This window comes from Pseudoalteromonas sp. SG43-8 (assembly GCF_014164245.1).
In the GTDB taxonomy this organism is placed as follows: Bacteria; Pseudomonadota; Gammaproteobacteria; order Enterobacterales; family Alteromonadaceae; genus Pseudoalteromonas; species Pseudoalteromonas distincta.
Genome location: NZ_JACJEX010000021.1, coordinates 1 through 13,275 on the forward strand (window position 1 = coordinate 1; position 13,275 = coordinate 13,275).

Below are 13,275 nucleotides of genomic sequence, written 5' to 3' on the forward strand. Positions count from 1 at the left end.
GAGCCCAGGGAATATCCAATACACTGGCAGCACTTACTCGATACACTGGTCTTATTTAAGCTTCCAGCTAGACGAGAGGATAGAAGATATCCCCGATGGGTTAAGCCAAAACCATCTAAGTATCCCCATAAAAAGAAAGATGCCAGTCAGCTTAACTGACTGGCATTAGCCTATATCGGCGCCTTTTTTATGAGTTTTATCAGGCCTGTTTATCTTTCGAGGTTAAATTTGCAGCAGGCTGTTTGGTATTTAGGCAAGGCAGAGCCTATGTAGTGTGGTTATTCCCCATAAATAGGCGATAACGTAGCATAGATGCCAAACACGCGCTGCCCGAAGGGTTCTGCCTCGGGGCAATTTACTCTTTGTTGCCTACATGGATGTAGGTAAGGGGCGTGAGCAGGACGCGGAAGCTTTACTCGGTTTTTACTTATTCTTACAGGGATGTAAGTCAGTAGAATAACGCAGGAGCAGTTATCGAGCCCACTAGGTTACAAACCTCACGCTGCGATTAAATGGCCCCTAGATTGAACAAATTTTAATCCTGAAAGGTCAACAGGCCCTAGAATAAAATAAGAAAAGGAATAGCTCTAAAATAAAATTTTTTAAGTCATTACAGACATATTGTTATTTATGTTGTAAAGTTTGTGTTAATTTGTATTAAATAATGCTCTCAAGGAAGGGATGGAGTATGCAACGTTGTGTTTTACGAAATACTGACAAGCATGCGAAGAGCTAAGTTTTATAGCTCACAGCTTAAATAAAGTTAAACGCTTTCTTGTGAGAATGTTTAACTGAAATGTAGTGTAAAAACACTGCTTTCAGGACAACTAATACATGTTTATATATAAAAAAAATAACATTGGGCTTTTACTTAGCTTGCTAATGCTTTTATTTGGTACAGCATGCAGCGTCTCGCCTGAAATAAAAACCATTGATGAACAGTCTCAAAGTAACTCGCCTGACTACGTATCAATTACAGCCCTTGAACTTGCACAGCTAAAAGATGCCGCAATGCAGTGGCAACAAGCTCGTGAAGGTATAGAGCGAATTTTAAGATTAGAAAAAGAAATAACTTACCTCGTAAATCATATTGATATTATAAACAGCAAAGCTATTGCGCAGTCTAATCAAGGGTATAGCAGCAAGTCTGTACGCTCACCTCGAAACACACGTAATGTTAAATCACGCCAACAAGTTAAACAAAACTACAGCAATAAAAAACAAGCTGTAAAATTAAATAAACCAAAACATGTATTTGCTTTGCAGGTAGCTTCGGTTGACTCAGAGCAAGGTGTGGCTAAAGCATGGCAAGAGCTAAATACTAAAGCAGCACCGTTGTTTAGAGACAAAATATTGACTAACGTAGAAACCGCCAAAATAAACGACAAAATGTTTTACAGGCTAAAACTTGGCTCTTACCAAAACTTTAAAAATGCAAAAGCAGACTGTGACGTATTCAAGCTGTATAAACTCGATTGCATAGTAAGTAACTACACCGATAAGCCAGTAAGGCTGTAGTTAAGAAACTTGCTTAAAAATTGTTTATCCATAAAATACACCCTTCATAATTTAATACGTTTAGGGGATAAATAACCCCCTAAACAACGTCATTTTAGGGAAGTTAAATGTTATTAAAATGGAGTTTAGAATGCATGATGCTAATGGGTGTACTTGTTTTATCTGCATGTAACTCATCTCAACAAGTTAAAGTGACTCAAGCAACCCCGCAACCGATTCTTATTCAAAAGTCTGATTTAGAGCAGCTCAAAATCTCTGCGGCACAATGGGAAAGCTCTCAACCAAAAGTAGAGGAGTTACTCAAGTTAGAAAATAAATTAACGCAGCTTGCTACTAATCTAAAACAACTAAATGATTCTGATGCTCTAAATACTCGTGTAAATGATGAAGTTAATAACGAAAGCATATTAAAAACCCACACGGCATTGTTTGCTTTACAAATTGCCGCTTTTAAAAATAAAAATGCATTGCAAAAGAAGCTCAGCGAATTCCAAGAAAAAATACCACAAAATATTATCTCACCCACTGAGATAAATGTAGAAACCGTAAGTGTTAATAACACAACTTTTTATCGATTGAAGTTAGGTGCTTATAGTAATTCAGCGGACGCAAAAAGTGATTGTTTAGCCCTTATAAAGCAACAAGTAACATGTTTTGTTAGCTATTATGTTCAACAACCTTACAGAAGTACGATATAGGCATACAAATTGCTTTATCCTCAGTATGTTTTGAAGAGGATGGCAATTATGCGCCTTTTACTGCCTTTATTATTTTTAAATTTAGCTGCTTGTAACTTGGTGCCACCACCGGAACCAAGTGTGCCTACAAATGCACCTAAAGCAGCCATGGCTCCTTTTACGGTTAGTGACTATGTAGTTAATTTAACGTCGCAACTTAATCACCTAAACGGAGCATTAAATGCCAATGCACGTGTTGGCGTTAGTAGCTTCTTTTATGCAGATGCACTCGATACAAAATTAGTGACAGGGCAGGCCTCAGGTTTAAGTCAGCAGATCCAAGAAAGTCTGCTTACACAATTTACTCAACTAGGTTATCACACCGTTGAGTACAGACTTGGGAATAACCTCTCTTTATCAAAAAACTCAGACAGTATTTTAAGTCGCGATTTAAGTAAATTACGTAATCGCCAAAATATTGACTTAGTTATCACAGGAACAGTGACTCGCCAGCAGCATGCATACATAGTTAATGCACGGCTTGTGAATATAGAAAATAAACAGGTGCTCTCTGCGGGAAGTACCGAGATCCCAATTAATGTAATGTGGGGCAATGAGAAAATTCAGCAGCGTGACGGACTTTTATACCGAAGCGAATACTAATTTGGAGCACAAAAATGAAAAACCTATTAATTACATTATGCTTACCACTGGGCTTTGGTTGCTCTCAAATACTAGGCACAATGAATACAGACACCAGAACATCACAAAGTGAGCAAAGTAACCAACTAGTGAGTAACCAACGCGACGTTGCATCGCCTGTTTCTGACGATAACTTATTTCAGTCAGGAATGGCTCCACAAGATAACTACACAAAAGCAACACCGCCAATGCGCAAAAATATTAACCACTATGTGCGCGGCATAATGCAAGACATGGTTGAAAACTTACAGTACGTAAGTGAACAAACACCGTTAGCTGTTTCGAGTTTTATTTTTTTAGATGAAGACTACAACGATGGTAGCTTACTAGGAAACCAAATTGCAGAAAGCTTCATGCATGAACTACACAGCTTTGGTGTACCCGTTATTGATTTTAAAACAACTGATTATATGCGTGTCACCTCAACAGGCGACTTTGTATTTAGTCGCGACTATTTAGAGCTAAACCAAGATCAAAACTTTAAATATGTACTAGCCGGTACGCTTGTAAACCATCAAGGTGGTGTACTTGTTAATGCACGTATTGTTGGGCTAGAAAGTAAGGCCGTAGTCGGTTCTGCACAAGGGTTTATTCCACAGTCGGTTGCTGATGCGCTTAATAGTAGCTATCGCACTGATGGCATAATATTAAAACAAGTAAGCAAGTGAGATAATTATGTATAGTAAATTATTAAACCGCTTTATCGTTTTTTTTGCTTTAGCTAATTTAACTGGTTGTGCCTTTACTCAAAATAATGAAAGTGCTGAAATGAATGCATCTTCAACCACACAAGTAAATTATGACCTAGCAAGCATGCTTAAAACAGCCGAGCAAAAATCAACTCAAGACGATGCTAACGGCAATCAATTTACACCACTTCAGCACCATAAAACACTTGCTAACTATGTAGAGCAAATGGCACTTGATTTGGTTGATACGCTTGAGTATGAAAGTGATACCGACACCAACATTAATATTGCTGTTACTACTTTGGTCGATCTTGATTCATCGCTTACTAAAAGTAATCAATTGGGGAATCAAATTTCTGAAACATTAATTCATCAGTTACAAAAGTTTGGTTATGGCGTGGTTGATTTTAAGACAACCCAAACAATAGATGTAAATAGCCGTGGTGATTTTGCTTTCTCGCGTGATATTGAAAAGCTTAGCGAAGAGCAAATGGCGAGCCATGTATTAGCGGGTACATTAATTTATCGACATGATGCTGTTGTTGTTAATACACGTGTAATTAATGCGCATACAAAAAAAATCGTCGCGAGTAGTCGAAAACTAATCCCAATTTATGTACTAAATAAAGAAGATATATACTTATCAAGCAATTAAGTTCAGTTGTCGCTTGATATAAAAAACCAGATGCCGTTATAATTCACACCTCTAAGCACACAGCTTATTTGTGGCCTCTTAGTTAAATGGATATAACGGCCCCCTCCTAAGGGGCAGTTGCAAGTTCGATTCTTGCAGGGGCTACCAATTAAATTAATGAGTTATGCTTGTGTAGCACATATGTAGCGTGATGAGTTTATTAAATAGTGGATTACACTCAACTCTTATAATTGTACCTAGCCATTGTTTCACTGATATCAACTAGCATAGATTTATTACGAATAGCCCAGTTAATAATAAAGTGTAAAAAAGCCGAAAGGTTTTTTAAAGTTAGCCAATAAAGTTAAGTAGAAAGTAGAAACCTCATCAAATTTGAAATTAATTGACCGCTACATCACTCCTGATTTTTTATAAAATATAAATGATAAAGATTTCTAAAAATCAGCTTAACTAATGATGCATTAATTTCTCAGGCTTAATATTATATAGTTTAATTGATTTCTTAACTATTTTTAGGCGTTTCGTAGTTAGCTTGAACGTTCTTCAAAGTGATGTTGTTCAAGGCGTTCACATTCAATACCCGTGGTGTTTTACCTATAAATGAGCCGTAAGCGTGCTGCTGATTGTAGTGTAGTAATGCCGTCATTCAGGCAAAGTTTAACTTTTGAGATCTCCAAAATCCAAATTAACGGTCGAATAAAACTCTTCTTTGTCGATTCTTTGTGGCCTCTTAACTTTACCATTTAAGTGAGGAGAGCCTGATTTGTTGGGACGAAATTTAATGCTATGCTCCATCAATTTGAGCAGTACCTTCTCATCAAAAAACTCCATTGCGCGATCAGTTTGTACCGTCGTGTTGGAAATGGCATTTCTTCTATCACTTTATCGACAAAGGTAAGTGTATTGTTTGCCGTTCTGCGTTTAAAGGCGTCTAACACGCGATATCTAGAGCAATCATCAATGGTAGTGTACTGATAAATTCAGGCGCGACTTTACATGTATCCATCTGAATTTAGTCACTAGGAATAGGCCTTTATTATCGAATGAAGTATTTTTCTTTTGCTGAAAATCTATTGGCTTTACTTCGTATTTGGTCAGGACTTTATGAATTGAGTCAAGTGATGGATGGAAGTTATGCTCGTGTAGAAGCTGATTTTGGAGCTTCTAGCACCCATTTTCTATTTGATAATAAATATTAGTGCTTGGGGGTCTGTGAGTACGTCTATGCTGTTTTCTATGTATCGCTGGTAGCAATTTGAAGAGTAGGCCTAGATATACCAACGACGTCAAACTAGACCCACAACATTGTTTTTTCTTAAAGCTCAATCCACTTTAATAGCTGTTGAGTTTCTTTGTTCATAGAGAGATAGTATATTGAAACGATACCTATGAATCACACAATAACCAGCAACATCTTAAAATACAATCTAGGCTAAATTTCACGGAGTAGGGCCCTAGCCCGCATTACCTTTACTGCGAGTGACCGGGGCAACCTTGAGAGGGGTTAGCTCAAATAAACTCAGTTCCGTATTTCCTCCAATTGACTCGACCGATAGGTCATTTGCACCGGGAGCGCCGAATACAAGGTTTGAAAGTACAACTTCGCCGTTATTTACAAAGACCTCAATGGATGTTGTATCTACAATGATATCCAGCATGACAAAGCCATCGCGCGCTTGTACGGGGGACTTTCGAACCTCGCGGTAAACTTTGGGCATCGCATTGGCTATAGCATCCTTATCGCGTTTGACAAAAACAGTGTCATTCGCAAAGTTGTATCCAACGACAGAAAAGTGCCCATTGCCTTCCTTAAGACGGAAGCGGATCTCTTTAGCATCTGAGTCAGCGTCAATCTTAACCCGGAGTCGGTAGGCATCGGATTGAGGCTGAGGAAGTGCCATCTTCGACGCTTCCGTCACCCGAATATTGGATCGAGCTACTGTATTACCCTCAAGTTTGTCGATCGCATTGATGGGCTGCGAGACAAGCTGCGGCTTACCGTCTACAGACCGTAGCATGATGCGCCGTACGATCGAGTTGGCCCCCCCGTGCCACTCATCGGTTGGGAGTTTGGTTGCGTAGGCCCAGTTATTGAGCCAACCAATGGCATAGCGAGAAGCAAGGCGTTCGGCGTCATTGTGGCGTGGGTCTTCCCATGTCACTGCGGCATAAAAGTCGGCGCCGAAGTCTAGCCATTGAGGTTCATCGCTATCCACGGTGAAATTTTTTCCGTCCCATACTCCGGTCCAGTACAGGGTTCCCGTGGTCATTCCTTTTTTAAAGCCGTTCGCGCCAGTTGCCAGCACCCATCGTGTAGTTGCACTGTCACCGTTGACCGACATTTGGAATAGGTCGGGACATTCCAGAATCCCAAGGTCGTCGCGCTCGAACCCAGACTGATACTTCCAATGCTTCAAATCGGGCGACGTGTAAAAGCCGATCTTATGACCCTCAGCCAGCACCATCAGCCATTCATTGCGCGTGTCGTCCCAGATGATCTTAGGATCACGCCAATGCTCGGATCCAGGGTTGTCCATGACAGGATTGTCGTGGTACGCCTTAAATCGATAGCCGCCGTCAGTCGAGACAAAGAGCGACTGGCGCTGTACACCCTCGTGTTGTTGAGTCATGATGGCGATTACAGCGCCAGGGCCGAAGCCTGCAGTGTTATCGATGTCAATTACTACGCTACCGGTTTCAATGTCGCCGAGGCCGTTCTTGTATTTGTCGATTGCCACACCGTGATCTTGCCAGTGCACAAGATCAACCGAGGTCGCGTGGTACCACTCAGTACCGTTTCCTATGGGATAATCAGCATTGTAGAGGTAATAGTAGTGCCAGATACCGTCAATCAGAATTGGACGCTGGGGATCGTTCATCCAGTGTTTGGCGGGGGTTAGGTGCACCGCGGGCCGATATCTTGCCCAATTAGCTGGGCGCTTGTATTTAGATGATTCTTCTGTCAACAGAGGCAACGGTGAAGAGCTAAACGCTGCTTCAGAACCTAATTCGACGGCCGGCGACATTCCTGAGCAGAACAACACGACCAACACGCAAATTGTCATATACCAGCGACTTGCAAATATTAAAATAAAATTGTGATTCATAATTCCCCTTATTGGAGCACCGATTACAAAGCAATGTAATTGCGCAAAGGTACTCATTGAGCATGATAGATGATATTGGGCAGTACGAAAAACTTGTAAAATAAGGAAATGCAGTGCTTCAGAAATCACTGCTGTAAAACAAAAAAAACAGAGCGACAGTTCGAGAGACTGTCGAATAAGTCGAGCATACCTTTATTTGCCATTTACAAACAAGGGAGAAGAGGATACGCCGGTACATCGCCATCTCCTCTTCCCACCGATAAGGGCTGTATAGATTAATTTACTAAAGCTATTTCTTTAGAGGCTTGATCTGTCCACCCGAATTCACATTAAGGTTTGCAGGGATATCGGCCCAGCCACCTAGCCCATAACCATTTACGCTATAGGAATAATCAACCTCTGACGAGTCGCCGTTGATTTCTATCCTGACTGTAGGTGCAAGCGTCCCACCGCGACGAAAATTTTCTTGAGTGCCGATCGTGTCGATGAACGATTGGATCAAGCCACCAGGCATCACGTAGTGCGAGTACGACTGGAATTGACCTGGGTGCTGATTATAGTCTGGCGCAAACGGACTACCCGGCCAGTAGTTGAGGTTCGTTGGGTTACCCAGCACTAGTCCGGATCCCTGGTTCATCGGCTGGTAATCGCTGCGAATACCGTTGCCTACGAAACCATATACGCCCTCGGGGCCAGTAATACCTGTTGCGTATGTGGTGCTGTGGCTAATAGTGAAAAGGTAGTACTTGCCATCTTGTTGGTAGATCTGCGGTCGTTCAGTCTGATCGGTGACACAGTTTGCAGATAGAATAGGCGGCAGAAATTCCCACTCGGTTAGGTCGTCGTTCGTAGCCCTTGCCAGACCGACGTTACCGATCTGAAAGGGCGCACCCGATGCATTCACTTGGGTTACGGTTTCTGCATAAGGGTCGCCGTCCCGGTAGCCAAGGTCGTCCGCATCACACTGTGCAGTTGTCCGGTCCATGGCCGAGTTGCCCTCAAATACCATATAGGTCTCACCTGGATGAGCCGGATCTTCGAAAGTAAACGGGTCGCGGAAGTTATAGTAAGGGTTTTGCTCAGCATTTTGGTAGTAAGTGCCGTCAGCCTCGAGTAGCGACGTAACCTTGTTGAAACCGGTGAATCTCACGCCGTGTTTATTAGCATGCACATGGCCTACGCTTAGCGCGAGCCGAGAGTCGTAAGGCTTGATGTCCGGTCCTCCGTCTTGATCACGGTAGAAGGCAACATCTGTGAAAAATAACTTTATTTCGCCACCCGGAAAAATACGCGCCGAGCCTGACCACTGGGTCTGGTGGCTGTAAGACTGGTCTTCGAAAATTTCACCGGTGACACCTTCATCGAACACGAGACCACCATAGGTCCAACCACCATTTTCGGGGCGTTGGTCAGCGGAAATCCCAGCCGGTCGATAGAAGTAGCCGATCTTTGCGTAAACGTGGCGGTCATCAAAGCCAAGGCTACGGTCGGCTACTAAAGAAAAAATGATTTCCTGTCCATTGACACTGTACTGATTAGCATCCTCGTCAGTCAGAGGCCAAGAGTCCCATACCCAGACCTGTTCGTTCGACATGTCAGGGAAGTTCTGCGGGATGTCAGGCATAGTGTATTCTTCAGGCATCGAATTCTGACGTGAACCAGCCGTCGGATCAGACATTCGCTTGATTTGGCGTGCATCAGCCCGCGTCCACTTCGCAGTGAAATTACTCTCAGGTGCAAATGCCTCTTGGGTGTGAAATGTCGGCTCGGGACCCGGCTGTAGATAAGGTTCTGCAACAGCTGCCGTTGTTAAGCCCAGAAATGAACACAGAATTGGGATTGTCGATTTACCTATTTTACTATTCATCAATATCTTCTCACTAAATTAAAAATTGTTTCCCGTAAAAGGATGGCCTCAGCCTAATAAGACCCCTGTTATCCTAGTCTAAATCAATTATTTTCAGTGAAAACCAGTTGTATTCACTTGAATATATGTGACTTTTATAGCGAAATCGATTCGGACAAAGGTTGTCTTCTGGAATTAGCCAGGAAATTCGGGCGTAATAATGCCCGCGCTACATGATGTTAGCTTTTTTACTATATACCACCCTTTTAAAAACTTAAACGATTAAGTTTGTTTTTTTGTAATGGTTCACCAATTTAACAAGCAAAAACAATAGAAAATATAAATATAAAATACTATTGCATATATGAACTTTCAAATGACCCCGTTAATTCATCTTAAATTAATGTTGTATAGTATATATGAGCTCTGTAGCGTTAGTGTTTGCTTGCTTTTTTTGTAGGTAACTTAGAGGTAGGAATTTAAAAGTGAATATTAATATTAAAAAAATAAGTTTTTATGCTTGAAAATTATCATCATTCATTTAAATCTTAACGAAAAAATAATGTATTAACTCTTACGCGGCACCTGTTGAATGAAGGTTTAACTTAATCGATTAAGTTATTAAGAAAGAAGTTATAATACTTTTTATGCTAACGCTTATGCATTAGAAGAATGAATACCGATTAAAGGATCCCGTGTTGTTATTTTTCGATGAGTCAAAAAGCGATGCCTACCCATAAAATACTGTTGCTTCGAGGCTTGAGGAGCTTTCCTGCTAAGGTTTTAATCTGCAGCATGACGCCAATTAACTCGAAGTGCCCCACTTAGTAAATTAAGTCGCACTAGGTAATTTATCGAACACCACTGCTGAATTTTTAGATCCCAGACATTTTCTTGGCCGAAAGTTAAGGTCTCGTTGAGCGCCAGCAATTTGCTTTGCTGCGATAGGGATCCGTTAAAGTTTTTACTTACCTTAAGTTTTTAATATGGGTTTTATTTGGCGAGGGGGGGGGCAGTTTTTTAGTTTGTTTGCTACCAGCCATGGTCACAGAATTTACTGGTATTACCTACTGTGATCGTAAGGAAATGATGACAGTAGTATCTTAAGATGCAATCATCGCCCGAACTATCCCAGCAGAGCTTTTAACAGTCACTTTGCGTATCGGATACATTTTTCTTCGACGTTAAATCATACTAACTATGCCCTTCTACCTTGCTCGCCAAACACTAGGTACACATACTAGCCACTGTTAAAAAATTATTTTTAACAGTGGCTAGTCGGCACTCAATACTAACACTATTGGTGATAATAACGTGCTTTGCTAGGCTACCTTTCGCCACGTAATCTATCGCGCTGCATGAAAACATAAATCAACTTATGGTTGAAAGTATGATCAATAATTTTACCCACACCCGGAATAAATTCAGGATCCTAACTTTGGTTCAACCCAAACTCAACTGAGGCTATAGTCAATACTAATACACTATATTTCGCTGCTAGGTAGATAACAGCTTACAACTAACCATCACTTGTAATTTTATCAATCAATTCGCTAAGTACAGCTTCAGCTTTACTTGTTTCTACTTGGCAAGTACCTGCATTTAAATGGCCGCCGCCGCCGTATTTAAGGCACAGTTCGCCAACATTGGTGTTTGAACTGCGGTTAGTTATTGATTTACCTATGGCATACACTACATTTTGCTTTTTAAGGCCCCACATTTTATGAATCGAGATATTGCAGTCGGGGTACATGGCATAAATAACAAATCGGTTTGTGGCGTAAATTGTTTCTTCTTGGGTTAAATCAAGGACTACTAAGTTTTTATGAACGGTAGCGCATTGAGAAATTTGCTCTTTGGCTTTTTCGTTATGCTCGTTATATAAAGCAACACGTTCGGCTACGTCTTCCATTTGTAGGATTTCTTCGATGCTCTGATCTTTACACGCATCAATCAGTTTCATCATTAATTGGTAATTTGAAATTTTAAACTCGCGAAAACGGCCAAGTCCAGTTCGCGCATCCATAATAAAGTTCATTAATACCCAATCGGTTGGGTTTAATATTTCGTCTTTTGAAAACTGAGCAGCATCGCCTTTGTCTACCGCGTCCATCATTTCAACAGAAATATTTGGAAGTTTTTCAGCGCCGCCATAATAGTCATAAACTACGCGAGCTGCTGATGGGGCTTTTGGGTCTATAATATGGTTTTTTATGTCGCTTGAGTTGCGAACGGTTTCGCTAAGGTGATGATCGAATGCTATATGACAGCCTGCAACGTAGGGGAGGTTGGTCGTAATGTCGTTTTCGGTAATGTCTATTTTGCCATCTTGCATGTCTTTTGGATGAACAAATAAAATATCGTCAATTAGGTCTAAGTCTTTGAGCAATACGGCACAAACTAAGCCATCAAAATCGCTGCGAGTGACTAGTCTAAATTTATTATTGGGCATAGCTATTCCATCTTTTTAATTGAATTATCAATTAAGTGTAACAGCTAAAATTTTTTTTGAGAGGTCAGCTTAAAAAAATTATAAAAAAAAGCCAAAACGTTAGTTTTGGCTTTTGCTTAGCAAGTTTGTATGTGTGGTAAATAGGTTATGCGCCTGGGCCACATTCCATACATGAATTTACAATGTCTGGGCCAAATTTAAGTTTGGCGTTTAAGTCGCGAAGGGCGGTACGTAACCCTTCTTCAATTACTGGATGGTAAAATGGCATATCAAGCATTTCTGGTACGGTCATTTTGTTTTGTACAGCCCAAGCCAATAAGTGAGCGATGTGTTCGGCTTGTGGGCCAATAAATTCTGCACCTAAAAATAAGCCTGTACCTTGCTCGGCATATACACGCATATGACCTTTGTTTTTAAGCATTACTCGGCTACGGCCTTGGTTTTCAAAGCTTACTTCGCCTACTTCAAAACAACCGCATGGGCCTAATCGGTCAGTAATTTGCTTGTAGCTTTCGCCGACCATGGCTATTTGTGGGTCGCTAAATACAGCTGCAATTTTTGCTCTGCGCAGACCTATACGTACATCTGGGAAGCGCCCTGCATTTTGACCTGCAATAGCACCCTGGTCAGATGCTTCGTGTAACAATGGGAGCATGTTACTTGCATCGCCTGCTATAAATATGTTCGACTCACCACACTGCATTGTATGTGTGTCTGCGTGCGGTACGCCGCGTTCATCAAGTTCAATGCCTGTGTTTTCAAGGCCTAGTTTATCTACGTTAGGTACTCGGCCTGTGGCTGCAAGTACGTAGTCAAACTGTTCGGTGTGTTTTTCACCTTGTTTGTCGGTGTAAGTTAGCTGTGCTTTGTCGCCAACTTGCATCATGTCAGATACGTTTGAGTCGGTATCTACAAAAAATTCTTCAGCAAAAACAGTATTTGCGTAGTCTTTTACTACTGGATCTGTAAGTGGGCCAATTGCGCCGCCTACACCAAATAGTTTTACATTTACGCCTAGTCGGCTAAGTGCTTGGCCAATTTCAAGACCTATTACACCAGGGCCAAATACAGCGACTGATTCTGGTAGGTCATCCCAATCAAATACGTCGTCGTTTATAATAAGTTTGTCACCAAAGTTATTAAATACGCCAGGGTATGAAGGGCGTGAACCGGTGGCAATTACAAAGCGTTTTGCTGTAATAATTGTATGGTCGTCTATTTGTACGCGGTTTGCGTCTAAAAATTTAGCGTAACCACGAATTTTATCACCATCTGGTAATTCATCTACGGCTTCTACTACGAATCCTGCAAAACGATCTCGTTCACTTTTAACGCGTGCCATAACTGCTTTGCCATCAATGACAGGCTTTGAGCTATGAACACCAAATGCAGGTGCCATTTCAATTGCGTGTGCGGCTTCGGCGGCTGCAATCAATAACTTGCTTGGCATACAACCAACACGTGCACATGTGGTGCCGTATGGGCCTGATTCGATCATTAATACATTTTGTGTGAACTGTTTAGCATTACGATAAGCACTTAAACCAGCAGTGCCAGCGCCTATAACAACAACATCGGTTTGCAATTCTTTCATAGTGGTATCCTTTATTATTTTCAATCTAAGCGATG

The 13,275-nt window shown here is 41.3% G+C and carries 10 protein-coding genes and 1 tRNA gene; 7 read left to right on the forward strand and 4 right to left on the reverse strand.

The features are described from left to right. Nucleotides 1-834: 834 nt before the first annotated feature. The 7 genes from H5122_RS19235 (at nucleotide 835) to H5122_RS20335 (ending at nucleotide 5,440) form a co-directional block, all read left to right on the forward strand. On the forward strand, nucleotides 835-1,518 hold the full coding sequence (locus H5122_RS19235; protein WP_182682856.1) for an SPOR domain-containing protein: 684 nt from the start codon (nucleotides 835-837) through the stop codon (nucleotides 1,516-1,518). A 107-nt stretch (nucleotides 1,519-1,625) separates the two neighbouring features. Beyond that, nucleotides 1,626-2,216 carry an SPOR domain-containing protein gene (locus H5122_RS19240; RefSeq protein WP_039484757.1) on the forward strand — a complete coding sequence of 197 codons (591 nt, stop codon included), beginning with the start codon at nucleotides 1,626-1,628 and terminating at the stop codon, nucleotides 2,214-2,216. 48 nt (nucleotides 2,217-2,264) lie between these two features. Then, nucleotides 2,265-2,858 (forward strand): FlgO family outer membrane protein, encoded by a 594-nt coding sequence (locus H5122_RS19245; RefSeq protein WP_182682857.1) that lies wholly within the window; start codon nucleotides 2,265-2,267, stop codon nucleotides 2,856-2,858. A gap of 14 nt (nucleotides 2,859-2,872) precedes the next feature. Beyond that, nucleotides 2,873-3,565, forward strand: coding sequence for a FlgO family outer membrane protein (locus tag H5122_RS19250; RefSeq protein WP_182682858.1), 693 nt, complete (start codon nucleotides 2,873-2,875; stop codon nucleotides 3,563-3,565). Between the two features lie 7 nt (nucleotides 3,566-3,572). Continuing rightward, on the forward strand, nucleotides 3,573-4,241 hold the full coding sequence (locus H5122_RS19255) for a FlgO family outer membrane protein (protein ID WP_182682859.1): 669 nt from the start codon (nucleotides 3,573-3,575) through the stop codon (nucleotides 4,239-4,241). A gap of 72 nt (nucleotides 4,242-4,313) precedes the next feature. Next, nucleotides 4,314-4,388: transfer RNA gene (locus H5122_RS19260), tRNA-Arg, on the forward strand. Nucleotides 4,389-5,284: 896 nt separating this feature from the next. Then, complete coding sequence (locus H5122_RS20335; protein WP_182682860.1) at nucleotides 5,285-5,440, forward strand: hypothetical protein; 156 nt, start codon at nucleotides 5,285-5,287, stop codon at nucleotides 5,438-5,440. A 255-nt stretch (nucleotides 5,441-5,695) separates the two neighbouring features. Here H5122_RS20335 and H5122_RS19270 read toward each other — a convergent pair whose 3' ends face one another. The 4 genes from H5122_RS19270 to H5122_RS19285 all read right to left on the reverse strand — a co-directional run bounded on the left by H5122_RS19270 (nucleotide 5,696) and on the right by H5122_RS19285 (nucleotide 13,240). Beyond that, nucleotides 5,696-7,348, reverse strand: coding sequence for a glycoside hydrolase family 32 protein (locus tag H5122_RS19270; protein ID WP_220487802.1), 1,653 nt, complete (start codon nucleotides 7,346-7,348; stop codon nucleotides 5,696-5,698). 289 nt (nucleotides 7,349-7,637) lie between these two features. Then, nucleotides 7,638-9,215, reverse strand: a complete 1,578-nt coding sequence (locus H5122_RS19275; protein ID WP_002961343.1) for a glycoside hydrolase family 68 protein — start codon at nucleotides 9,213-9,215, stop codon at nucleotides 7,638-7,640. Between the two features lie 1,498 nt (nucleotides 9,216-10,713). Then, nucleotides 10,714-11,646, reverse strand: a complete 933-nt coding sequence (locus H5122_RS19280) for a hypothetical protein (RefSeq protein ID WP_002961341.1) — start codon at nucleotides 11,644-11,646, stop codon at nucleotides 10,714-10,716. A gap of 145 nt (nucleotides 11,647-11,791) precedes the next feature. Then, nucleotides 11,792-13,240 (reverse strand): dihydrolipoyl dehydrogenase, encoded by a 1,449-nt coding sequence (locus H5122_RS19285; RefSeq protein WP_182672506.1) that lies wholly within the window; start codon nucleotides 13,238-13,240, stop codon nucleotides 11,792-11,794. Nucleotides 13,241-13,275: the final 35 nt, after the last annotated feature.